Genomic DNA, 25,658 nt, shown 5'->3' with positions numbered 1-25,658 from the left:
AACCACAGGGATAAAACAAAAAATACCTTTTATGGCAGAAAATAAGGATGTGAAACTAGCAGACGAGCTAGCAAGTGACTTTCAGAAACTAGAAAGTGAAATTTCTAAAAAGATTATCGGGCAACCTGATGTCGTAAGACTTCTAATTACATCCCTTTTTTGCAATGGCCATTCACTTTTGGTGGGTGTGCCCGGGCTTGCTAAAACACTTTTAGTGCAAACTGTTTCAAAATGCCTCGGACTGGATTTCAACCGTATTCAGTTTACTCCAGACCTTATGCCTTCTGACATTCTTGGGGCAGAGACGCTCGATAAAGAACGGAATCTACGCTTCATCAAAGGTCCTGTGTTTTCGAATGTTATCCTTGCCGATGAGATCAATAGAACACCACCCAAAACTCAATCAGCATTACTGGAAGCGATGCAAGAAGGAGCTGTGACTATAGCAGGGAAAAACTATAGCTTGGACAAACCATTTTTTGTTCTCGCTACGCAAAATCCCATAGAGCAGGAAGGAACCTACCCTTTACCTGAAGCGCAGCTAGATAGATTTATGTTTATGATCAAGCTGGACTATCCACAATATGCGGATGAAATAGAAGTCATAAAAAGAACAACAAGCCAACAGACAGATGAAGTATCTGAAGTCATTTCCAAAGATAAAATTCTGATGTATCAGGAATTGGTGAGAAAAGTGCCTGTTGCTGACAATGTGTTTGAGTATACTGTCAATTTAGTAGCTAAAACAAGGCCTAATAGTGAGAAAGCTGATAAGATTGCAAATGAATACCTAGAGTGGGGCGCTGGACCAAGAGCAGGTCAATTTTTAATACTCGCAGCTAAGTGTAATTCGCTTATTAATGGCAAATACTCTCCGGACATTGAAGATGTCAAATTAGTGGCTGCACCAGTACTACGTCATCGTATTGTCAGAAACTTCAAAGCTGAAGCTGAAGGCATTACTGAAGAAAAGATTATCTCCGACTTACTCTAAAATTGCTTCAAAAAGCGAATATCATTTTCTGAGAAAAGCCGTAGGTCATCCAACTGGTATTTGAGCATTGTGACTCGTTCAATTCCCATTCCAAATGCAAATCCACTGTACTTGGTGGAATCTATTCCGCAATTCTCCAAAACATTTGGATCTACCATCCCAGAGCCGGCGATCTCAACCCAACCGGTCTGTTTACAGATTTTACATCCTTCTCCGTCGCAGATAAAACAGCTTATGTCAATTTCAGCGCTTGGTTCAGTAAATGGGAAGTATGATGGCCTTAGTCTAATTTTGGTGCCTTTACCAAACATTTCCTTAGAGAAGTGATACAAAGTATTCTTTAAGTCTTTAAAGCTGATGTTTTCACCAACGACCAATCCCTCCACCTGGTGGAAGAAACAATGTGCCCGTGCTGAAATAGCTTCATTCCTATATACTCTGCCAGGCATTATAGACCGGATTGGTGGTTTTTTCTTATCCATCAGCCTAATCTGCACATTGGATGTATGTGTCCGTAAAAGCATGTCAGGATTTTTCTCGATGAAATACGTATCCTGCATCTCTCTTGCAGGGTGGTTAGGTGGGAAGTTTAGCGCTGTGAAGTTGTTCCAGTCATTATCAATTTCCGGTCCATCCTCAACATTAAATCCTTGCCTTTCAAAAATTTCAATGATTCTACTTCTTGTTTGTGAGATAGGATGAGTAGAGCCCTCTGTTCCAAAAGTTCCAGGTAATGTCACATCAACATTAGACTTGCTTGCTGAAGAAGTTAAAGAGGCAGATAGTTCTTTTAGCTTATTTTGTGCTGAATTCTTCAGCTGATTAAGTGCCGGACCTAATTCCCGCTTATGTTCTGGTGGTACGCTTTTAAAATCTTCAAATAGCTCATTGATGATATTATTTCTACCAACGAACCTCAATCGAAATTTTTCGACCTCTTCTTCGGTTTTGGCCGTTGCGTTTTCAACTTCAGAAATAAGCTTTTTTACTTTATCGAGCATGTTACCTGCAATTCTCAAATGAATCGCAAAAATAGTAATTATACGGAGGTATGTTCCTTGCTCAATTTAATTTCTGGTGGGATAAGGCTGGCAAGACGTGTTGCTTCTCTCTTCATCAGCTTACGATCCAAAACTGCACCAATTGTAACAGTCATAGTGGTCATAATTAGCATGAGCCACAGTTCTCCCACTGACTGAAAGACAACTGCCATTGTTACAACAAGGACATTATATCCAACTAGTAGAAGGGTTGAATACGCATGATTTAAGCCTAGCTTAAGTAAAACATGATGAATATGATTCCTGTCCGGAGCTAATGGAGGTCTTCCGGTATAGAATCGAATAAAAAACACTCGTAGCGTATCATAGACAGGCAATACAAAAAGTGCAAGACTTGTTGCAACTGGTGAAAGGATGACCGATGGAGGAATTGGAGTGGCTAAAAACTTAACCATTAAAACTGTGAGCATAAATCCAAAAACCATTGAACCTGTGTCCCCCATGAAAACCTTGGACGGAAACCAATTATAAAGAAGAAATGCCAAAGACGCTCCTGCAATTGCAAATGCAAATGTCGCATCAATAAAATATCCGCTTTGAATAGATGCCCATCCTAAAAAAGTAGCGATTACAAAGGCGATGCTCCCTGCGAGTCCGTCAATGCCATCAATTAAGTTGAAGGCATTCGTCATCACGACAATAATGAAAATTGTAAAGATTTCGTCAAAGTGCCATGGAAATGAATGAACACCAAATAGACCATTGAGTCCATTGATTTGAATACCTCCAAAATAAACAACCATAAATGCGGAGAAAATTTGGACCACTAGTTTATGGTGTGCAAGCAAGCTTGATAAATCATCCCTTACACCTAGCAGAAAAATAAGTATGGCGCCTCCAATAAAATATTTCTCAATTGCTAATTCAGCCAGCGGGACGGCCATAAGTACAGCCATCAATATTCCTGAGAATATTGCAATACCACCTAGTGAAGGTGTGCTGATGCTGTGAATCTTTCGCTTATCAGGTCTATCCAGCAATCCTATTGATTTGAATACCTTAATAATGACAGGCATTAAGGTAAGGGTGACTAGAAAAGAGGTTGCTATGGCGAGCGGTAGACCCATAATTAATTGGTGAACTTACGTTCTCTAAAGATAATTAGGTTTAAAAATGGTAATTTTTTAAGGTAAACTATAAACTATTTCGGCAAAGTGGCGGATTTAATAGGTGAACTACCGAATAATTACTTTGGTAGTGATTTTTGCCAGTTCCATGCGGATTGCATCATGTCATCAATGTTTTTCTCTGCAGTCCAGCCTAATACGTCGTTCACTTTGGTTGTATCAGCAAATATTTTTTCGATATCTCCTTCTCTCCGATCAACTATCTCATAGTTTAACTTAACTCCTGATACTTTTTCAAAAGATTTAATGACTTCCAAAACAGAGTATCCTTTTCCAGTTCCCGCATTAAAAAAATCATAATTTTCGGGCATTCCTTTTGAATGTTCAAGGGCGGCAATATGTGCTCTGGCTAAATCTACTACATGAATATAATCACGTATACAGGTACCGTCATGTGTATTGTAATCACCTCCAAATACATTTAGCTTTTCACGGATACCCGCTGCGGTTTGGGTTATGAATGGAACAAGGTTGTTTGGGACTCCTAGAGGAAGCTCGCCTATTATAGCCGAATCATGTGCGCCAGCTGGATTAAAATATCGCAATGAAATTGCTTTAAAAGAAGAATTAGAAATACAATAATCCTCTATAATCTCTTCACAAACCTGTTTGGTATTGCCATAAGGAGATTCCGCCTGTTTCTTTGGGAATGATTCATCGACTGGCAATTTCTCTGGCTCTCCATAAACAGTACATGAAGACGAAAAAATAAAATTTGAAACTCCAAATTCATTTGACAGTTTCAATAAATTAATAAGAGAAACTAGGTTGTTTTCATAATAAGCCAGTGGTTTTGCCACAGATTCTCCCACGGCCTTATATGCTGCAAAATGTATGATTCCATCAATGGAGTAATTTTCGAATACCTCCTTTGAACTTTGGAAATCAACGAGATCGACTTTGACAAAAGGGATGATTAATCCTGATATTTTCTTTAACCGACCAAGCACATCTTCCTGAGAATTTGAAAGATTGTCAACAATAATCGGGTTATAGCCTCTACTATGTAGTTCGACAACCGTATGTGAACCAATGAAGCCAAGACCTCCAGTTACAAGAATATTTTTCAAAATTGAAAATTGATTTTAATATGCGTTTTGATCGCCTTTGATGATTGACATGGCAGTCAAAATGATGATCTTAAGATCCAGGATTAGGGACCAATTCTTAACATAGAAACGATCAAGTTTAACACGGCCACTCATATCGCTTAGTTCTGCGGTTTCTCCTCTAAATCCACGGGCTTGTGCCAGGCCGGTTATTCCTGGCTTTACCGCATGCCTCTGCCAAAATCGATCTATTTTTGGTTGAAACTCTTCGTTAAGTTTAATTGGGTGTGGTCGCGGACCAACAACAGACATATCTCCAAGAAACACATTAATGAATTGTGGAAGTTCATCAATGGATGTTTTTCTAAGAATGGCACCTATTTTTGTAATACGATTATCATTTTTCGTTGCTTGCTTGAATTCAGCATTTTTTTGATAGGTCATCGTTCGAAACTTCCAGCACATAAACCCTTGATTATCTTTTCCATGCCTTTTCTGCTTGAAAAAAACCGGCCCTTTGGACTCCATTTTTATAAGAATACCTATGATAGGTACAAGCCATGAAAAAATAAGAAGTATAAAAATGGAAGAAAAAACAATATCAAATGATCGTTTAATAAACCTATTAACCATGCTATCTAACGGAATAGTATTCACATTTATAATAGGAATATTTCCGAATTGCTCAATGGAGAGATTATAATTGGCAAGTCGACTAAACTGAGATATAAGATTGACTTTAATTAGATTATTTTCAGCAAAATCAATCACATCCTTCACTTGATCGTCAGTTAAATGAGGCAAGCAACAGAAAACAATATCAGCTTCTTTATTTATGGTAAAATCCTCAAACTCATTTAATCTGGCATCTGCAGAATCATTATCATCTACTATGCCAGCTAGCTGATAACCTAGTTCAGGTGTCTCCTTAAAGTATTGGGTAAGGGAATCGGATAAATCTCCTTTCCCTATGATTACAACCTTTCTAATATTATAGCCTTGTATCCTATAATAGCGGATGAGATAATGCCATACACTTCGCCAACCTAAAATAAGAATGGTAAATACAAGATAGGTGACGAATAGGTATTTTCTAGAGTAGTCAACTGGCTGCAACGCAAACCATAGGGCGAATACAATTGAAAGATTTATTACTAATCCAGTAAGTACTTTGTTAAGATGATCAAGCAGTCTCGAATTTCGATTTATCCTTTGAAGATTAGAGCTGAAGAAAACACCAATCCAAACTGCATTGAGAATCAGCTGCAATAACTGGTAATCTTTTGACGGAACTAAATATCCAAACCTATATTCATTCGCTAAAAAAATTCCAATATTGAGACATACTAAATCTGCGAGTAGAAATAGAATGGGAAAATATTGAGAATATCTATGATGTGATGGCATTGTTTCTGCAAATATAAGTATGCTTAATTCAAAAGCTACAGATTTGGATCTTCTGAAGATTTCCAGTCCTCTAATGCAGATTGAATTGTGTGTTTAAACTTGTATCCTTCGTCAAGAGCAGCTTTAGGATAAATATTGGTTGAATAGAATAGTTTTTCAATTCTACGGTGATGGATCGAGTTTTTCAGCCCCAAAGTATTTAACAGCTCAAAAACTCTGGCTATTGGAACTAACAAAAAAAGTGGTAAGGTCGGGTTGAAGGACTTTAGCCCAAATACTGTTTTGAAAGTGGCAACTAGATGTGAAATTTTACTCGATTCAGGGAATGAAAAATTATAATGAACTATTTCTGATTTACTTTTATTTAAAAACTTAATAAATCGTACTAGCTCGTGGACATAAATATTTGATTTTACAGTAGTTGATTTTCCTACATATGGGAAAAAGCCACTCTTAAGAGATTTATAAAGCCGAGTAAAGTTTGCATTTTCGTTTTCGCCAAAGACAACCGCTGGGCGAATTATTTTAAGCGCTCTATTAGCATCTAAATTCACCCATTTTTCAAGTTCTTTTTCCGCCAATAGCTTTGAAATACCATAGGCAGTATCTGGCGAAGTAATTGATGATTCTGTTCTTTGAACTTCTCCAGCATTATATACCATCATAGTGCTGGTAAATGTTATTTTCGGAATTGATAATCTCTTACAAAGCTGAATTACATGGTTTGTTCCTATGTGGTTTGTATCAAAGTACTCCTCCCAATCATAACCAGGCTCTTTACACAAAGCAGCAAGATGAATACACCAGTCAAAATGTTCATTGATTATATCTACTTTTATATCTTTCCTGATATCACAACTTTGTGTTACAAGCTTTGAATTCTTTATAGAAGATTCCTTTAAATCAAGATTGATAATTTTATCAATAGAATCATCCTGGAGCAATTCTTTAATTAAATGCGTCCCAATGAATCCTGATCCACCTGTTATTAATATTTTCAATCTTTAATTGATTTTTTATTAAACGTTTTATTGTGAAAATAATATGGAAGAAAGACAATAAAATGCAACACCGCCAGGAATGAGTTACCATTATATAAAAAGTCTCGAAAAAATATAAAGTTTGGCTTTATTAATTTCCATCTATTGGAACTTAACGTGTTTGGCATTTTCCTATACTTTACCGTCATTTTAGGTATCGCATAAGCATAATTTGATTTTTTCAATAGTGTAAGAAAGAATGACCAATCTTGTCTTTTTCTTATTTCCGAAAATTTTGACCCTTTAACAAGTTGTGTCTCACAAATTACAGTAGAGGTAAGGATATAATTATTAAATCTTAATAAGTTGAAAGATACCTTTTTGGGTGTTCTGTACGCATATAAAGGGTTATTCTTTTCATCAATTGTGTAATACCAAGAGTATTGAAACTTTATTCCGCTATTATTTTTAAAAAAATTAAGCTGATCCATTAATTTATCTGACAACCAGATATCATCTGCATCTAAAAATGCGATATAATTTCCTTTTGATGAATCCAACCCGACGTTTCTTGCATTACCAGCACCACTATTTTTAGATAATAAAATAGATTTAATTCTATTATCCTTCTTTCTCCACTTTTCAATGATATATCGAGAATTATCTTTTGAGAAATCATCTACTAGAATGAGCTCCCAATTCTTATAAGTCTGTACAAATACAGACTCAATTGTTTGTTCCAAAACATTCTCAGAGTTATATACTGGAGTAATAATCGATACCAAATCTTTTTCCATTTTAATCCCTTTCAAACTGTTTATTAAAATGATTTAGAATTTCTGGTATGTATAGGATGGTGGTATAAAAGGTTAATAAATAAGCGTAATTCACAAAAGGACCAGAGCTAATTGATGATGTAAGGAGAATACTAGAAAATATTGAAAGGATTATTAAAACATTTGCAAGGCTATAGTTTTGTATTCTTGTGAGAATACTTCTCAGAAAATACCCCATGAATAAAATACCAACAACTCCCCACTCACAAATAATTTGAATAACCATGTTATGCATACTCTGTGTAGAATGGCTCTTCAAAACAATATGACTTTGAACCATAGCTCTTGAATTGTCAGGACCTATACCAATGAAATAACTATCAATAAATTCCTGAAGTGCAAAGATGATGTTATTCGCTCTATTATTTATTGAGCCAATATTTGGCTCAATAGGATCAAGAGTAAAAATATGAACGATAGGATCCACTAAAAAATCGATTAAAGTAATCCCAAATACTTGAATAGATGATAGTATAGAAATTAACACTGTAGATGATACAATTAACAATGTCATGTAAAATATCTTGTATCTTAAAAAGAATACAACATTATAATACATAAATAGAAATAGAAGAGCAGAAACAAAAGTACCTCTTGCATGATTATGCCAGCTTAAGAAAATTATTAGAGTAATAACGACCCATTTTAGCAAAGATTTTCTTTCCAAGAAAAAGTATAATGGAACAAACCCACTTAAAAACATGCCTAATTCATTCCCATTATTAAAATAAATATTAACCTCCGGCAGCCTATTTTGTGTGTTAAAATAAACTCCTCCGAACATGTATTGAATAACGGATAATAATAATGTGCCATATACTATCCCTCGAACCAGATTATATAGAAAATCACCCTGTTTAAAATAACTCTTTAGGTCAATACATATCCACCAATAAGGAATTAACATCAAGAAATTTAAATACGCCGTTATATCATATGTTTTATAGGGTGAGGTGTATGAAGCGAATATGGAATAAAAAAGTAATGTAATGGACAGTATAATGAAATTGTAAATTCTTATTGGTTTGACATAAATCAATAACAATATCATTACAGGAACCAAAAGCCTGAATAAAGTGAGTTTTGAATCTTCAGATGGTCTTAATATTTTATCTCCTAATGAGGCAAATATTATTAGGTAATATAAAAAGGTAGATATCCGGATTTTTCGTGAAACCACCCTAGTGAGTAACCCATAATTGCTATTTGAAATACTGGAATCCAATGATTATTAAGATTGCTTATTTAAGAAGTTTTTCTTTAAAAATGATTTTAGATCTGATATCCAATGTGGGTTCATACAAGGCTGCTCAATAATCTTAAAAAATATGGCTGATGTTATAAGAATAATTGGCAATCCAATCAGGCCTGTTATCCCCAGGTTAGCAATAAAAGATTCTTGATTATACCCAAGATTAAAAAATTGTGATACCCCAACCTGTAGTAATAACAGATGAATTAGATAAATGGAGTAACACATACCTCCAATAGTAACAATCCATGTATTCGAAGCAATTTTTTTACCAATACCTCCACTTAATACACCAGTAAAAAAAATCAGCATACCGCCAATTTTTAAAAATTCCAATAAAAGACTATCCGATTCTTTGAGATAAAAATCTGTTATGAGAAATACCAATAATCCACAAATAAATTGCAGTGAAGATACTAAGTAGGATTTTCTATTAAAGATTCCTTGTAGATATAAATAACACAGAACAAACCCTAAAAAGAAAAATTCGATATAATTAGTTACTAAAAATTTATGATAAACTTCAGGGACAAGAAAGTATACAATTGCTTTAAGTAGAATTAGAATTAAACCTAATATAAAATAGAAGCTCAATCTACCATTGAATATTTTAACTAAGTAAAAAATAAAGAACAAGATAAAAGGAGCAACCACATAGAACTGAAATTCGATTTCTAAAGACCATGCAGGTGGATTAATGCGGGGATAACTTAAGAATACTAAACCATGCAGATATAAGATACTTGCTATAAAACTTTCATATATTGATATTGAAGATTTTGAAAACGACCTTGTCCCTGAGGTAAAGCTGTCTGACCCTGAGTTTGTTATGAATATAATAGCTAACAAACCAACAACCATTACTAAGACATATGGAGGTTCCAGGCGGGTTAATCTTCTCTTAAAGTACTTCCAATAACTAAACGCCTGCTTAACTGAATTACCATTTAGCCAGGATTTAAGAAGCGGAAGGGAAATCACAAAACCGCTAATGATAAAGAAGAGCTCTACTCCAAGAGGTCCTGATGGAATAAGCTCGAATATAAATTCATCAAAGTGATTTGATTCCTCTTTCAACCTCATTTGACGAATAACCCTTTCAGCCAAGTGATGCACAACCACCGGAGCGATCGCAAAAAATCTAAGTCCATCTATTTCTTCGATAAACTTTTTCCCTGAAGAAGTTTGACGTTGAAAATTATTTTTTAAGAATGATTTAATATTCATACCAATTGGGATGTTTGTATATCACCATTTTGCTGGCCTAATTATAGATTCCCACTCAAATAGTGCTTCCTGAAGTTCTTGCTGTACCAAAGGCTGATTGTCTAAATTAAATTGCTCTTTTGGATCTGACTTCAAATTATATAACTCATATTCACCATTTGTACTAATTAATTTGAAATCACCACTTAAGACTGCCGCTTGATTTCCATATTTCCAGAATAATTCAGCACTATTAGGCATGTATAAAGAATTGCCATCCAATTTTTCTGGAACTTTACCTGTAATTAAGTGACTAAGTGAGGCATAAATATCTAAGCTAGAAATATTTCTATTCAATAGTCCTTCAATCTGACTACTTGTCATATAAGGATCCTTAATGATAAATGGGACTCGTATACCCCCCTCGTGAATAGAACCCTTATGTCCCTTGAGAGAAGGATTTAGACTGCAAACGTTAGGTCCTATATTTTTACAGCCGTTATCACTAATAAAAATTACAATTGTCTTGCTTTTTAAACCATTTTCAGAAATCGCTTTTGTTATATGACCAATTCCTTCGTCCAGAGATTTGATCATTGATAAATAAACCCTTCTCGTTCCGTCTTCCAAGTCTATTTGGTTATAGTATTTAGGTATACTTTGCCATGGGTCATGAGGACTAGTGTAAGAAACTGTTAAAAAAAATGGGGTATTCCTATTTTCTTCAATAAAGGAGATTGCTTTCTCCGTAAATTCATCTGTCAGGTAATTATAATTACTGACCGGTTCAAAATTTTCTTCAAGATTATTCTTTACCGGAGGGTTCCAGCCGGTTTTTATTAGAAGTGAATCATCTAAAGGCAGGTAATTTAATGGACCATCAACAGTACCATAAAAATAGTCAAAACCCTTATTCAGCGGGTGATAATCTTTACTCTTTCCTATGTGCCATTTACCTATTAAACCAGTAGAATATCCATAGTTTTTCAAAAACTCACTTAACAGTATATTATCTGAAGGAATAGAGACAAGATCCTGATTAACTGATGGATAGGGATTATTATAATACCCAAATCTTTCTTGATATCTACCACTAAAAATTCCAACCCTCGAAGGACTACAAACCGGAGCTGTCACATAACCTCTTTTCAAGGCAACTCCCTCCTTTGCCAACTCTTCCAAATAGGGTGTTTCTAACCCTGATTCATTATACAGTTTAATATCATCGTACCCCAAATCATCTGATAAGATTAAAACTATATTGGGTTGGTTGATAGCCGTGTAGTTGATACCTCCTTCTTCATTACATGATGTTAAAACCATTAAAATGAGTGAAAAAGAACTCTTAATCCAGCGATTTAGCAAATAGCTCATTTACAAGACTTCTTTTAGGGTGATTTAAATCATAGAACATATCAGAATCAGGATACTCTTCATTAAGATTGAATCCCCCGATCATTGTATATGAAGAAAGATTAACTTTCAAATAAGTTTCAGTAAGTTCAATATTGTTTTTGTATAAAGAATTAATAGTAAATAAGCGAGGCGAAAATGGTGATAGATAAAAAATAATTTCTTTGTCTGTAGATGTTATCTGCTCCACCATGGACTCAAAAAGAGTTTTTCTCTGAACAATAATGTCATTTGAAACAAAATAATTTTTATTCCTCAAAAACTGACTAATATTTTCCTTATCTCCTGAATTTCTTTTATTCATCGGGTAAAGTAAAGAACCATCCGGGCATTTAATGGATCCTTTATAGCCACTTGAGTCTTCAAGCAGTTCATAGTGTTTGAGATCATTCTGTAATATTTTTCGTATTGACAATTTAAAAATATCAGTGCTCAACATCTGTTTTAAGGCTGATGGTTTCACCCCATTACTGACTAATAGCTTATTTTGTATTTTGAATTCATTTAGCGCATTCAAATAGTCCCTTTCGTATGATCTCCACCTATAATCAGGCTTGCCAAAAAAATAGTCTGGATCAATACTAATTATTAATGTGTCATAAGTGATGTTATTTATTTTCAGTAAATAATATATTGTAACTAAATCTTGTAATCTTGCCTGACTTAATGACAAATTCAACAGTCTCTTCTTCTCTTTAAAAGAATTAGTATTGATTTGGAATGATCGACTTGAACCTAATACTACAATGTCATATTTTTCTCCATTACTTCTTTTAAGAAACTCCTTCACAAAAGATCTTTCATCATAATTGGTGAAGCTTCCTAAATGATTATTATTCTTCAAATGCTCAACAGGTTCACTTAAGTCAATAAATAAACCTGAAGGGTCAACAATTAAATTAGTGCCTATAAACACTATTGGAATCCAAATGAATAGCAATATTTTTTGGAGAAATTTCTTCATGTTAGAACTGGAAGTAAATAAAACTTTGCTCGTTGAACGCTCCAAAGAAAATAATTATGAATATGAGCAATAAATAGGTAGAGTACCTCCAAATAAATGGTAATTTTAGATTCATAATTGGAACTATTTGCTTTTTACCAAGCCACTCAAATAGTATAAATGGAAGAAGAAGTGTGAATTCGAATTGATAAGAACCTGTCAAAATCAATTGATTTTCGAAAACATGAACAATGTATTGAAATGCGTCTGATATAGTAGGCGATCTGAAAAAAATCCATGCCAAACATGTGAAGAAGAATGTAGCACAAATTGAGACATATCGCCTGATTTTACTTTCAGATTGAAAGCGGATAAATAAAGACGGTAAATAGTATATGCTATTAAGGAAGCCCCAAAATATAAATGTCCAATTTGCTCCATGCCATAAACCACTTACAGTAAAAACAATAATTAAATTTCTAATTCTAAATAATTTTGTTCCTATGCTTCCACCAAGGGGTATGAATACATAATCTCTGAACCAAGAAGAAAGTGATATATGCCACCTGCGCCAAAACTCCCCTATATTCTCTGAAAAATAAGGATATTTAAAGTTAGTCATCAGATCAAAACCAAATAATTTTCCTAGCCCAATCGCCATATCAGAGTAGCCAGAAAAATCACAATAAATTTGAAATGCAAAAAACAAAGCGCCAATCATTAAATCCAGGGCACCTAAACTTTCATATGATTGAAAAATAATATCTACTTGGCCAGAGAGGTTATCAGCAATACAAACTTTCTTAAAGAAGCCCCATAGAATAAGCTTCATACCAACCCTTCCATATTCATAACTGAACTTCCTGATTTTATGAAACTGTGGAAGAAGGTTAGAAGCTCTTTCTATAGGACCCGCAACTAATTGGGGGAAAAAACTAACAAAAGCCAGAAAAGAAAGAAAATCCTTTGTCGGCTTCATTCTTCCTCTGTAAATATCTATTGAATAGCTTAAAGTTTGGAAAGTATAAAAACTTATACCAACCGGAAGTATGATGCTCAGAGTATGAATATTTGGGTTTAAACCAACGACTTCTAGCAATTCAGAAAAGCTTTGAATAAAGAAGTTGTAATACTTAAAGAAACCTAAAATCCCCAGATTGATGAGAAGACTTAAAATAAAATAGTATTTCTTTTTCGCCTTGCTTACAGATGTAAAGATTCTCAAACCTAAAATATAGTCAGATACTGAGCTTATCAAAATAAGAATTAAGAATCTCCAATCCCACCAACCATAGAATAAGTAACTGGCAAAAATTAGAAAGGTATTCCTCGATTGGATACTTTTAGTAAAAAAAGTATGATACAACAAGAATACAATAGGAAGGAAAATGTAAAACTCTAATGAGTTAAAGAGCATTGCTTAAATGAATAATTTTGAAATGTGATCAGGAATTTTATCCTTCCAATAATAATTTGTCAACGCATATCTTTCTCCTTTTTGAATAGGCGCACCCCTGTGAATTCCAGAAGTATCAACAAGGATTAAAGTTCCAGCTTTGCCAGTTAAAACCTTGTGATTCTCAGACGCAATACCTGCAATTTCCTCAACAGTGTAGCGTGTATGATGCTTAAGCTCATTCATAATGAAATTGCCAATTTTATTATCATATTTATGACTACCCACAAAATACTCAAAAGGACCATGATCTTGATCCACATCTGTGAGATATATTATAGCTTTGATTTGCTTTTTTAATGCATCTCTGTGCCAACCACCACCAGATCCTGGATTCTCAGGTTTTGCAGTTAGTTTCGCTCCCAATGTAAACCCAACTAAATCTGACTTCATGTAATTCTTCGCAACCGCATCTATTCTTTCATCTGTAAAAAACCCTGCTATTTTATTTGATTTCCTATCTGCTGCATAGAGTCTATGATCAGAGTTATACTCATCTTTCCATGCGCTTTTGTCAAATTTTATAAGCAATGAGTCAATCTCATTAGCCAATTGTCGACATTCTTCTTTAGTGAGGAAATCCTCAATTATAAAGTATCCATTAGTCTCTATTTCAGCAACTATTGACTTGGTTTTTTCATCTAATTCACTTTTGATTCTATTAGAAGAAAAGGCATCTTTTAATGCATTTCCAAAAACCCTTACATTATTTGCCAAGTAATTTATCATTTGAGCTTATTTAATGGAGAACCGTACATTTTCAGCAACAAAAGTAATAGAATCGTACTTGAAAGAATAAAAGTTATCAAAGTTGCTATAGCAGCTCCAACAAATCCATACAGACCTATCAAGTAATAGTTTAAAACGAGATTTATTATAGCATTAGTAAAAGTTAAAATTGATAGGGTAACTGTCTTTTTTTTATGAAATAGGAATACACTCAAAACACCATAAATGGATCTAAAAGCGTATGCTGAACAAATCCATGGAATTACAGATATTGCCAATTGATAGCTTGAGTCTAAAAAGAATCTCACATAAAATGGAGCAATTATCGCGACTATTGCAGCCAGGCAAGCAATGCCAACAATTATAATTATTAGTTTCTTGACTAATCCCTTCTTTTCTTTTGATTTATTGCCTTCTAAAATTTCAAATACATATGGATTCCAGGCCTGCTGAAAAAATTTGAAAAGAAAGAAGTTAATCATACCAAACCTATATGCTATTGTATAGATTCCGGCATATTCTACACCAATCATCTCCGTGATAAAATATCTGTCAGATAAGTCAATTACACTTTGTGAAAAGACATGAATGATAAGTGGACCGCCGTATAACAACCCATCTTTGAGATACTGGGCATTCAATCTTGGCTTGAGCTTATAAAATTTAATTAATTGAATAAAGGCAATTAAGCCAAAAACTCCGTATGCAAGAGTCATGAAGCCCCCTAGCCCCTTCCATGAGTTTGAAAAGAAATATAAAGCAATTAATCCACCTCCGTAAAAAAGTATTGTTCTTCCAATTTCAAGATATAAATATTGGATGGGTTTTTTTCTAAAAATTAAGGTGGTATTGTTTATTAAAAATAAAGATTGAAAGAATGAAACCGTAGGTATGAATACAAGCCATTCCTCCGGAATGCTAAGCATGGATGATATTGAATGAGAAAAAAGCAGAATTAGCAAAATTGAAACTAAGAACATAGTAAATGGAATAATCAATACACTCGAAATGTATTGTCCATTCTGTTCAAAATTCAATTTATAATAGTTAACTCCTATAGCTCCATTTTGCTGAACAAGAATAAATGGTAAAAGGGTTACAACAGCAACTTCAAACATACTGAAGATGCCAAACTCCTCCGGGGTAAGTAAATGAGTTATTGCCGGTAAAATGAAAAAAGGGATTACTTTATTAAGTATCCCTCCAATTGTAAAATAGGAAGCGTTTTTTAAAAGGCTCAAAAGGGATTAATATTTATATGCCTTATTTAAGGTCTTTGATATTAAATCATCCATATACTTAATATCTTCAGTTTCAAGATAGTCAACATACCCTCCAACTTTTCCTTTCCTTGCTTTAAAGGCATCAGGATTTTTTTTATCGACGGTCTTAAAAGCGTCATGCTTTACAGCTCCTTTACTTTCCTTGTCCTTCAATTTCTCAAATGAGTTTTTCTGAATCGCATGTTTGATGGATGAATCACTTATATATTTTCTAATCCCCCAAAACTCAAATAACTTAATCATTTCATTAAGCGTATCAGACCTTAGTGCTTCATAGCTCATACAATAGAAACTTTTAGGTCGCTCTCTGTTTTTCCACCACAAATTATAAAAATCAATGATTGTCTTTAAACCACCCCTCTCGTTATATATGAAATCACGAGGATCATTGGTTTTAATTGGCTCGCTAAAGTTCTTTATAGACCCTCTGTTAATAACCTGGAAATACCACGAAATCATTACATCTCGTGGATCTCGAACAAGCAACACCACATTTTTTTTCTTATAAAATGATTTATTCTTAATAATTTCTTCAGGAGTTTTCAACATGGGGTCATCATCATGTGTGATTCCAATTGAAGAAATGTCTTTGTTAATAGAACTTAGGCGATCCTCTTGAAGAGATCCCTCTTTTAAATGTCCCGAATATTCCTTAGCAAAGGAGTCATTGATAAGTAACCTTAGCCAGGATCTTCCACATTTTGGATACGAAACAATGAGAGTCTCAGGATAAAATATCGAAACAAATGGGAACCATTCAAATTTTATCTTGTGCTTAAGGTTTCGTGGTATTTTGCTCCCAAAAAAAACTCTAATTTTTCCTATCATATATTTAATCGATTCTTAAGGAAGCTATCAATGTTTTTGTAATAATCATTTACCACAAAGTATTTGCTCTCTTTAATTACTTCACTTTCTGGAACCGGATTAAAACTCTCTAAAAGCCTTATAGCTTCGCTAGGATTATCTGCAAAGGAATAGAACTTAGAAACATTTTCGTAATAATTTCTGGCTTGATTGTCAACATTGAGAAAAATTGTTGGAATCCCCAAAGCCAAAGCATCAATACAACTACTGGAATTTACTGTACAATGTAGATTTGACTCAGTAATTACCTCGTAAATACTTTTTTTCCTTTCCACATAAATGTTTTTAGCTGTTTCCAATGCACACATATCCGAACCTTGTCGTGGAACTACAACGATTTCCCATTCTGATAAAGCTCTGGCTATTTCAATCAGCCAAGGAATACTTTTTTTATCAAAAATTGATTGGCCACTAAAAACTAATTGTTTCTTTCTTTCCTTCTTTCCAATTCTTTCTCTATAGTAGTCTATTAAGTAATTTCCAATTGGAAAAACTTTCGAAGAGTCTACAAAGTAGTTCTTCTCATCAAATAATTGAAGTTCATATTCACCATAGGTTAAAAGATAATCAGGCAACATGTTTCTATTAAGCGAGATTTGATTATTGTAAACAATATGCTCTTTATTTATTACACCATGCTGTAACTCTATAACTGGTATTGAAGCTTCCTTAAAGGCGTTAATATATCCCTGAGATGATGCACTATATACAAAAAAAACAGCTTTAGGCCTAAATAGTGTTACAAGCAAACGTCCCACCTTTTTTTGTCCCAAATAACGCTTTATAATAGAGCCTGTTGAAAGCTGAATATCATATTTATCTTTAATTGCGTTAAGTGTTTCTTCCCCTTTTAATTCATAACGCGCACCTATTGAAAAAACTTTTGCCAAAAAATACAAAGCCGACTCACTAAGCACATTTTTATTAGGAAGTTTCCTTTTAGGAATATGTGAAATGGCGGGAAAAGGGTTTTCAATTAATAACGATTTACTCATCGAATGTATCCCCTCTACAACCCGATCATGATATTGCCCATTCAGTTCCTTTCTTCTTTCGGTAGCTGAGAAAATAAGAAAATCAACCTTTTTAGGGAAAAGAAGAAACTTAATACCATATTTCGATAGCCACAACAGTTTAAAAAAATTTGTAAAACCAACTTGATTGATCCGACTTTTAACATTTAATTTTTTTGATCTGATCAGTTCAAAAAATTTATTTCTGAATAGAGGCCAGCAAGAATTTCCATTGACCTTTATTCCCTCAACATTAAATTCATTCTCAATATTGTTGATACAATTATGAACCATACGCGGTTATCAAAATATATTTATTGAATAAAGCTTAATGATAATGGCTTCCCTCGCTTTAAATCTTCATTAGCTCGCTTACCAATAATTTGATTGTAGTATTTTGGGTGTAGACCAAATCCTGGTCTTATTGACCTTACATTGGAAGGTGTAAATAGTTCACCTTTTTTGATATCATTTACAATATATAAAGACCTGCTAAAGTCACGTCCCTTTTCTTGTTTTGGAGTAAGCTTATAATCAATGCTCCCTATTGCGTTTTTCGCTTCCCTAACAGCAACAACCATATTTGCAAACTCAGCTTCTGTCATAGAAAAAGAAGCATCTGGCCCCCCTATTGACTTATCTAGCATAAAATGTTTTTCTATGATTTTTGCACCCATCACGGTCGCAACTATTGGCACTGTGCTTCCCATTGTATGGTCTGAAAGGCCTGAAATAACATTATATTTTTTTTCAAAATCCTTAATCATTATAAGGTTTGCTTCTTCAATTGGTGCCGGATAGCTTGATGTACATTTAAGTATTGCAATCTGATTATTATTAGCTTTTTCACATGCTTTTATAGCAAGTACTATATCTTCCTCTGTAGCAATTCCAGTGGAAATAATAACGGGCTTACCCTTTGAAGCAACATACTCAATAAGTGGAATGTCGGTAATCTCAAAAGAGGCAATTTTATACGCTGGAACATTCAAATCTTCAAGAAAGTCCACTGAAGATCGATCAAATGGTGATGAAAAATATATCAGGCCTTCTTCTTCAGCGCATTTAAAAATTTCTTCATGCCACTCCCATGGAGTATGGGCCTCTTCATAGAGCTGATAAAGATTCCTACCTTCCCAAATGGTTCCCTTGATAAGAAAATCATCCTCATTACTATCTAAAGTAATTGTATCTGCGGTATAGGTTTGAAGCTTAATTGCATCAGCTCCGGCTCTTTTAGCGGCACGTACAGTTTCTAAAGCTGTCTCGAGACTTCCATTATGATTAGCCGATAACTCAGCAATGATAAAGACTGATTTGTCTTCATCAAGGTTAAACGATCCTATCTTCATACTATCTTTTTTGTATACTCTAACTTTTTGGGCTCAGTTTTCATTTCACTATATCCCAATTTTTTGAATATCTTCTGAGAGGCGACATTATCGTCAAGAACATACCCTTTTAACCACTTAATCTCAGAATTTATATTTTTTACTCTTCTCTCTGCAAGATTTAAAAGAATTGTTCCAAACCCTTTACCATGAACATCACTATCTAACAAATAACTTATTAATCCTTCGTTATTCTCGATATCAATTCTAATAGATCCAATTCTATTACCCTCAAACCATAAAATAAAATATAAACATCTTTCAGAAGATATCTTAGACCTAAACCATTGAGAATGCTCTGAGCTAATGATCTTATTTTTTTTAAATGAATATTTTCTAATAGCTTCATCTGATGCCCACTTAAAGGTTATTTCTTCATCAGAAAGGCTCGCCCTCCTTAATTGCATATCCTTCTTAAAATTGGAATGGATAACTACATTTTTAAATGATGATTCATAAAAACAATGGTCTAGTAATGTTGCATCATGAATAAAGCCAGCATTTTCTAACACTTCATATAATTGCTGTCTTAAATCAAAAGCGTATGTATAAATTTTATGAAACCTTAATTCATCGTATGCAACTTTCTTAATTAATTCAAGGAATGTATCCCAATGCAATGAGAATTTTTCCTTTTGAAGTCTGGTTTCCATTAAAAATGAAATTTCTGCATTCATATCTACCCAGTTGATATGAACCAACCCTCCATATCCAATACAATTTCCATTTTGTAGAAAAGAAAATAATATCTGATTGGGTTGTTTTTTATCAAAAAGATCTGAGACAACATTTTCAAAGTAATGGTCTTGAGCTTCCTCTGTGAGCTTTATAAGCTGTCGAAGATGATAAACCTGCTCATTCCTCCACTTCATAATTTTATATCTATCCTCCATTCTAATTGGCATAATAGAATAAGCCCCAGATGTAAATTTTTGTTCTTTTAAAACCTTATATTCATTATTCATTACAATTTAAATTCATCGTCGATAAACACGAATTCACTTTACTACTGAGACTCACTATGCTATTTTTTGCTCCATTTCATTATTAATCTGACTTAACCACTTGTGTTCATTAGATATCTCACAAATACGGTCAAGGTCAACACGTTCATCTAAGAGGGCAAAAAGCATCGATATCATGGCATAATCTTGAGGGTAATCAACGGTTAATCTTAATTGTGCTTCTTTATAATCAAAAGCCAAAATATTTTTGCTGAAATCATCTGAATTGGCAATCCAATGTGTCACGTGCTCCATTTCTGAATTTGTTCGATGGGTCTTTGATCTTTGAGTCAAACATCCGGCTTTCACAATCTCAAAGTTAGTCCCTAATGGGAGTCCAATGGTTTTGGTATAATCAGAATCTAAACTCAGGTGTGACTCAATTGCTTTGATCAAATAAGATGGATCAATCATCGGATTGTCACCTGTTAGTCGAATTACATGTTCAAATCCGTATATTTCAATAATTGAAATGAATCTACTCTGAACGTCATTCTCATCTCCTCTGAAACACCTTACATCCATTGAGTTACAAAACTTTTCAATTGGGTCATTCTCTCTTTTTGAAGAAGTCGCCACAATTACTTCATCAAGTAAGCTAATCTGATCCAACGACTCAATTATTCTTGAGAGTAATGGTGGACCAGCAGGAAATGGCATAGGCATTAACACCTTTCCGGGCAACCGCTCTGATTGCATCCTTGCTTGTATTATTGCTCCTATTTTAGGATTTGATTGTCCATCCTCCATCAATTACAAAATTTTGACCTGTTACAAAATTAGAAGCATCTGATACCAGAAATGTAAATATTCCTCCAATATCACTCGGAATACCTATTCGATTTAAAGCTGTCTTCCTTGATAGCTGTTGGATAAAGCCTGGGCTAGCTTCCTGAACAGCTTTAGAAGGAAACGGTCCCGGAGAGACGCAATTAACCATAATATTGTGTTTTCCTAAATAACCAGCATAATATTTAGTTAGCTGGATCACTCCAGCCTTAGCTGCACCATAATGAGGTGGGTTTAAATATTCTTGGTATTCATCATAAATTCCAAAGTCAGGTGCTAACATTCCATACATCGATGATACGTTGATTATTTTTCCTGATTGATTTTTCTTTAGAATTGGCAATACTTCTTTAATGGACCGAAATACACAATTCAGGTTTCCATCTATACCGAACGCCCAATCTTCAGAGGTCATATTTTCAGGATCTTGACCTCTACTGTAGAAAGCATTGTTTATTACGGCATCAAACTTACCCTCTGATTCAAAAATGCTGCCTGCCGCAGACCGTACTTCTCCTTCTTTTCCTATATCACATTGAAGAAATTCAATATTTTCAATTGAATTTTTAAAAGCCTTCTTAAATTTTTCATAAGACCTTCCTGCCACAAATACTTTCCCTCCATGTAGTGCGAGGTTTTCAGCAATCCCTTTACCCAAGTGTCCATATCCACCTGTTAGCAATATTACTTTTTCAGACAACTCAATTTTGATAGATGCCATTTACTTAGCGGGCCAATTATAAGGTAATAGAATTTCTTCCGGAATCGCAGATAAATTTAATTCATATTCATCCGTTACCGTGTTCGATAGATGATTAATGTTTTGTCTAAGCTGAGATTGATTGTTTACTCCAAGCACTAATTTATCAATTCCATTATTTCTTAGTACAAATGAAATTAAATAAGAGATTTTATCATCCATATCAGGAAATCGTTTGTCAAAATGAGTAAGGAATGGCCGTAGTGGTTCAAAAAAACTAGAAAGATTTTCTAACGATAGAAAAAATATCCCTTGTAAGAAGGTGGATCTTGAATGTATCTCACATCCCATTTTTTTTAACTCATCAAAATATTCTTCAAATCTTCTGTCTAATAAGTTAAATGGTACTTGAATTAAATCAGGAATCATTCCAAGGTCAAGCAGTATTTCAAGTTCTCGTGGTTTATATAAAGAATAACCAATTTTCTCAACTTTCCCCCCGTTCTTTAACTCTTTTAATTCATCCCAAGCTTTCACATTATTGATTAAAATATTACCATTATGTGCTATATATCCATAAAGAGATGATACATTCAATCTTTTACACGACTCATTGAAAAATTGAAAAATTGGCACTCCTTCAGTTTCAGGGAATTTGGAGACAATTTTAAATTGCTCCAAGTCGAATTCACCCAAATTCTTTTCACTATCCCCATACGAGTAAGCAGTATCAATAACTGATATTCTGCTTTTCTTAGCAAACTCTAGAATTTTACCAACCTCATTTATAGGAGTAACCCCATTTTTATTGCTGATACCGTAATTTAAACCAAACTGTACTGCTCCTAGAGCTATTTTGTCCGTGAGCTCTTCCAATGTTTATTCGAAGAATTTTAAAACTTGTTCAATAACATATTCAACCTCATTATCGGATAAGCCCGGATACATTGGTAGGCTGATACAGTGCCTGTAATAGTTTTCAGAATGAGGCAAATCTCCTTCTTTCCATCCAAATTCTCTATAATATGGCATCAAATGACATGGTATATAATGAATTTGTGCTAAAATACTTTGTTCTCTTAAGTGATTGTATAGGCCTAAACGATTATCTACTTCAATAACGTATAAGTGGTAGGCATGTCCCTCGACAATTCCAGACTGACCTCTAATAAAATCTTTACCTGAGAATACAGAAAAGTACTTGGCAGCAATTTCTCTTCGTCTCTTTAATCCTTCATTTGCCCTAGACAATTGACTCTTTCCCAGAGCTGCCTGAATATCTGTTAGGCGATAATTAAACCCCAACTCTTGCATTTCCATGTACCAGCCAGGGTAGTCCAGTAGTCCAGACTCACCAGTAGCAAATTCAACAGAATTTTTGTAATTTCCTTCCGTTCTAGAAATGCCATGTGTTCTCAGTGTTAGTAGCTTATTATATAGTTTTTCATCATTCGTTGTGATCATGCCCCCTTCACCGGATGCTATGTGCTTTACTGGATGGAAAGAAAAAATAGACAGATCCGCAAATTGCCCATTTCCACATTTACTTATTTGCTTCTTACTATCAACAAAATAACCTCCTGGCGCATGGCATGCATCTTCAATAATCCATAGGTTATATTCTTCTGCTAGATTTCTAAATTTATTTAAATCTACGGGCCTACCTGCAAAGTCTACGGGAATGATCCCTGAAAAAGTACCTTTCTGATGTTTAGAAAGCAATTTCTCAACCTCTTCAAGATCGATCAAATATGTTTTAGGGTCAATATCAACAAAAACCACATCTCCTCCACAATATCTGATACAATTAGCTGAAGCGGCAAAAGTTATTGGTGTGGTTATTACCTTTTTTCCCTCATTTAAACCCAAAGCTAAAACACATAAATGCAATGCTGCTGTGCCATTGGAGACAGCTACGGCATAATTGGACCCAACATACTCAGCAAAGGCTTCTTCGAACTCTTTTATTCTAGGTCCCTGTGTTAAATAGTCAGATTTTAATGCTTTGACAACTGCGTCAATGTCTTCTTGATTAATATCTTGCTTACCATAAGGAATTACTTTACTCATGCCTCAAAAGATGAATCTACATGTTCTTTTATTAAAGATCTGAGAGAGTTTACTGTTTCCCATTCTGTATTCTCCCCAGAGTTATATTTAAAACCTTCGGGAACCTTCTTTGCATCAAACTTCTTAACAAAATCATCCAAAGACCATGAATGAGTTGCAGGTATGATCGCATAATACTTACCAAGATCATAAGTATAAAAAGAATCGGAAGCAGTAATCATTTCCTCATGTACCTTTTCTCCCGGGCGTATTCCCACAACTGGCTTCTCGCATTCTGGGCCTATAGCATCAGCAACATCGAGGATTTTATAGGAAGGGATTTTTGGGACGAACAATTCACCACCCCATGCATGCTCCAGTGCATGCATAACCATATCTACTCCGCCTTGTAGAGAAATATTGAATCGAGTCATGTTTGGGTCAGTGATAGGCAATACCCCTTCTTTTTTCTTGTTAATAAAAAAAGGAATAACAGAACCGTTAGAGCCCATGACATTTCCATATCGTACAACTGAAAACTTAATTGGATTATCTCCTTTGATATTATTGGCCGCTATAAAAAGCTTATCTGATGTTAGTTTTGTGGCACCATACAAGTTAATCGGGGCACAAGCTTTATCAGTTGAAAGAGCAACCACTCTTTGAACGCCAGTCTCTATTGAAGCGTGGATTACATTTTGGGCACCTCCGATGTTCGTCTTAATACATTCATCTGGATTATACTCCGCAATAGGAACATGTTTCATCGCTGCAGCATGGATTACATAATCAACACCTTTAAATGCTCTTGCCAATCGTTCCCTATCTCTAACATCCCCTATTAGAAACCTCACCTGAGGATAAGAATGATGAGGGTATTCCTGAGCCATCTGAAACTGTTTTTGTTCATCCCTGGAATAAATGATTAATTTCTTAACATCAGAATATTTTGAGAGGATATGCTTTGTTAGAGCTTTACCCAATGATCCAGTTCCTCCTGTAATTAAAATTGATTTATTTTTAAGCATGTTCTTTTGATAGAAAATTGACTTTAACAATGGAATAAATTATACCGCATAAAATTCCAATAAATGATGCAATCATAATTATTAACCCCCGTTTAGGTTTACTTTTATCTATTGGTATACGAATTGGTTCCAAGACCATAAAGGTGGGAGTAATTTCCTTCATTTTGATTTTGGCTTGCTCTAATTGTGAAGCTAAGCCTTTATATACTTCAAATACTATACTTAACTCGTTTTGTAAGCGTGTATATTCAGTTTGAATAATTGGATTAGAGATATTTCTATTTCTGTCTGAATATTGGGCTAGTTTTCTCTGTTTTAACTTGTATTCTTCTTCGAACTCTAAATATCGAGCCTCAATAAATTTGTAATTACTTTCAGCCTTTTCAAGTTGATAGCTGACAATTTCCCTTGTTAATTCATTTACAATTAGATTAGCTATTTGAGCGGATGCTACCACATCAGGCATTTCTGCACTTACGGAAATAATACCAGAATTATCATCTATTGAAACAGAATACCTTGATGCAAATTCATCGTACAGTTTCCAGTCTTCTTTTGAATATCTAATTAAATCATAGTTTCTCTTATTAGAAGAATCAGTTTTAATAAACAGACTCTTTATTTTATTTGGCAGTCCAACAGTGTATTCAATTAATATCTCAAATAACGATTTTTTTTTCATTACTTTTAAGTAATTGAAACTTGAAATTAATGAATCCTTATTCTCAAAATATATTGGTTCATGGATTAACTTATTTATAAAAGGCGAACTCTTGGCTATTTCTGGGAAGAGTTCCGGTGAAATTGTATTACTACTGGATAAACTGTTAAAATCAAATCCAGCTAACCCAGCCAAACCACTTAACCCTCCCAAATTGGATTTACTTCCTTCCTGACTTTCTGAGATTAACTTACCAGAAGCTGTATATTCGACTGGCGTTGTAAATGCCACGATCACTCCAATCACAACAAAAACAGAGGTAAGCTTAATGATAAAGGCCTTTGCATTCCATATCAGCATTAATAAGCCCAATAAGTCAAATTCGTCACCATCAAATACCTTGCCCGAACTCTTCATAAG

The 25,658-nt window shown here is 34.2% G+C and carries 24 protein-coding genes; 1 reads left to right on the top strand and 23 read right to left on the bottom strand.

Annotated elements, in window-relative coordinates:
• Positions 1-31 precede the first annotated feature (31 nt).
• On the top strand, positions 32-994 hold the full coding sequence (locus CHB71_RS03245; protein WP_089355613.1) for an AAA family ATPase: 963 nt from the start codon (positions 32-34) through the stop codon (positions 992-994).
• Here CHB71_RS03245 and pheS read toward each other — a convergent pair.
• From pheS to CHB71_RS03130, 23 genes are all read right to left on the bottom strand, one after another.
• Positions 991-1,995, bottom strand: coding sequence for a phenylalanine--tRNA ligase subunit alpha (gene pheS, locus CHB71_RS03240; RefSeq protein ID WP_089355436.1), 1,005 nt, complete (start codon positions 1,993-1,995; stop codon positions 991-993). The genes CHB71_RS03245 and pheS overlap by 4 nt on opposite strands.
• A 38-nt stretch (positions 1,996-2,033) precedes the next feature.
• The gene (locus CHB71_RS03235) at positions 2,034-3,122 is read right to left on the bottom strand and encodes a glycosyltransferase family 4 protein (RefSeq protein ID WP_089355435.1); all 1,089 of its coding nucleotides are present in this window, start codon (positions 3,120-3,122) and stop codon (positions 2,034-2,036) included.
• 119 nt (positions 3,123-3,241) lie between these two features.
• Positions 3,242-4,252, bottom strand: a complete 1,011-nt coding sequence (gene galE, locus CHB71_RS03230) for a UDP-glucose 4-epimerase GalE (RefSeq protein ID WP_089355434.1) — start codon at positions 4,250-4,252, stop codon at positions 3,242-3,244.
• Positions 4,253-4,267: 15 nt separating this feature from the next.
• Entirely contained in the window at positions 4,268-5,638 is a 1,371-nt protein-coding gene (locus CHB71_RS03225) for an undecaprenyl-phosphate glucose phosphotransferase (RefSeq protein WP_089355433.1), read from the bottom strand.
• A gap of 35 nt (positions 5,639-5,673) precedes the next feature.
• Positions 5,674-6,639, bottom strand: a complete 966-nt coding sequence (locus CHB71_RS03220) for an NAD-dependent epimerase/dehydratase family protein (protein WP_089355432.1) — start codon at positions 6,637-6,639, stop codon at positions 5,674-5,676.
• Positions 6,636-7,415, bottom strand: coding sequence for a glycosyltransferase family 2 protein (locus tag CHB71_RS03215; protein WP_089355431.1), 780 nt, complete (start codon positions 7,413-7,415; stop codon positions 6,636-6,638). The genes CHB71_RS03220 and CHB71_RS03215 overlap by 4 nt, the downstream gene beginning before the upstream one ends.
• Position 7,416: 1 nt before the next feature.
• Positions 7,417-8,361: an O-antigen ligase family protein gene (locus CHB71_RS03210; protein ID WP_089355430.1), complete on the bottom strand. Its 945-nt coding sequence runs from the start codon at positions 8,359-8,361 to the stop codon at positions 7,417-7,419.
• 324 nt (positions 8,362-8,685) lie between these two features.
• Positions 8,686-9,933, bottom strand: a complete 1,248-nt coding sequence (locus tag CHB71_RS03205) for an acyltransferase family protein (protein ID WP_089355429.1) — start codon at positions 9,931-9,933, stop codon at positions 8,686-8,688.
• Positions 9,934-9,954: 21 nt separating this feature from the next.
• On the bottom strand, positions 9,955-11,286 hold the full coding sequence (locus tag CHB71_RS03200; RefSeq protein WP_089355428.1) for a sulfatase-like hydrolase/transferase: 1,332 nt from the start codon (positions 11,284-11,286) through the stop codon (positions 9,955-9,957).
• Positions 11,258-12,289, bottom strand: a complete 1,032-nt coding sequence (locus tag CHB71_RS03195) for a hypothetical protein (RefSeq protein WP_089355427.1) — start codon at positions 12,287-12,289, stop codon at positions 11,258-11,260. The genes CHB71_RS03200 and CHB71_RS03195 overlap by 29 nt, the downstream gene beginning before the upstream one ends.
• 1 nt (position 12,290) lies before the next feature.
• Positions 12,291-13,526, bottom strand: a complete 1,236-nt coding sequence (locus CHB71_RS03190) for an MBOAT family O-acyltransferase (RefSeq protein ID WP_369073798.1) — start codon at positions 13,524-13,526, stop codon at positions 12,291-12,293.
• A 162-nt stretch (positions 13,527-13,688) separates the two neighbouring features.
• A complete protein-coding gene (locus tag CHB71_RS03185; RefSeq protein WP_089355425.1) occupies positions 13,689-14,453 on the bottom strand; it encodes a phytanoyl-CoA dioxygenase family protein in 765 nt (254 codons plus the stop codon).
• Positions 14,450-15,694 carry a lipopolysaccharide biosynthesis protein gene (locus CHB71_RS03180; RefSeq protein WP_089355424.1) on the bottom strand — a complete coding sequence of 415 codons (1,245 nt, stop codon included), beginning with the start codon at positions 15,692-15,694 and terminating at the stop codon, positions 14,450-14,452. The genes CHB71_RS03185 and CHB71_RS03180 overlap by 4 nt, the downstream gene beginning before the upstream one ends.
• Positions 15,695-15,700: 6 nt before the next feature.
• Complete coding sequence (locus tag CHB71_RS03175; protein ID WP_089355423.1) at positions 15,701-16,564, bottom strand: sulfotransferase domain-containing protein; 864 nt, start codon at positions 16,562-16,564, stop codon at positions 15,701-15,703.
• Positions 16,561-17,910, bottom strand: coding sequence for a hypothetical protein (locus CHB71_RS03170; RefSeq protein ID WP_089355422.1), 1,350 nt, complete (start codon positions 17,908-17,910; stop codon positions 16,561-16,563). Before CHB71_RS03170 ends, CHB71_RS03175 begins: the two co-directional genes overlap by 4 nt.
• Positions 17,911-17,930: 20 nt before the next feature.
• Entirely contained in the window at positions 17,931-18,968 is a 1,038-nt protein-coding gene (gene pseI, locus CHB71_RS03165; protein ID WP_089355421.1) for a pseudaminic acid synthase, read from the bottom strand.
• Positions 18,965-19,972: a GNAT family N-acetyltransferase gene (locus CHB71_RS03160; protein ID WP_089355420.1), complete on the bottom strand. Its 1,008-nt coding sequence runs from the start codon at positions 19,970-19,972 to the stop codon at positions 18,965-18,967. The genes pseI and CHB71_RS03160 overlap by 4 nt, the downstream gene beginning before the upstream one ends.
• 54 nt (positions 19,973-20,026) lie before the next feature.
• Positions 20,027-20,761 carry a cytidylyltransferase domain-containing protein gene (locus CHB71_RS03155; RefSeq protein ID WP_089355419.1) on the bottom strand — a complete coding sequence of 245 codons (735 nt, stop codon included), beginning with the start codon at positions 20,759-20,761 and terminating at the stop codon, positions 20,027-20,029.
• Positions 20,736-21,521: an SDR family NAD(P)-dependent oxidoreductase gene (locus tag CHB71_RS03150; RefSeq protein ID WP_089355418.1), complete on the bottom strand. Its 786-nt coding sequence runs from the start codon at positions 21,519-21,521 to the stop codon at positions 20,736-20,738. Before CHB71_RS03150 ends, CHB71_RS03155 begins: the two co-directional genes overlap by 26 nt.
• Positions 21,522-22,376 carry an aldo/keto reductase gene (locus CHB71_RS03145; RefSeq protein WP_089355417.1) on the bottom strand — a complete coding sequence of 285 codons (855 nt, stop codon included), beginning with the start codon at positions 22,374-22,376 and terminating at the stop codon, positions 21,522-21,524. It lies immediately after the preceding gene.
• Positions 22,377-22,379: 3 nt separating this feature from the next.
• Positions 22,380-23,570: a UDP-4-amino-4,6-dideoxy-N-acetyl-beta-L-altrosamine transaminase gene (gene pseC, locus CHB71_RS03140; RefSeq protein ID WP_089355416.1), complete on the bottom strand. Its 1,191-nt coding sequence runs from the start codon at positions 23,568-23,570 to the stop codon at positions 22,380-22,382.
• Entirely contained in the window at positions 23,567-24,577 is a 1,011-nt protein-coding gene (gene pseB / locus CHB71_RS03135) for a UDP-N-acetylglucosamine 4,6-dehydratase (inverting) (RefSeq protein WP_089355415.1), read from the bottom strand. Before pseB ends, pseC begins: the two co-directional genes overlap by 4 nt.
• A complete protein-coding gene (locus CHB71_RS03130; protein WP_089355414.1) occupies positions 24,570-25,655 on the bottom strand; it encodes a Wzz/FepE/Etk N-terminal domain-containing protein in 1,086 nt (361 codons plus the stop codon). The genes pseB and CHB71_RS03130 overlap by 8 nt, the downstream gene beginning before the upstream one ends.
• Positions 25,656-25,658: the final 3 nt, after the last annotated feature.

The organism is Ekhidna lutea (assembly GCF_900188325.1).
Classification (GTDB): Bacteria; Bacteroidota; Bacteroidia; order Cytophagales; family Cyclobacteriaceae; genus Ekhidna; species Ekhidna lutea.
The sequence above is the reverse complement of the archived record's forward strand: the minus strand, read 5'-3'. Positions and strand labels throughout refer to the sequence as shown.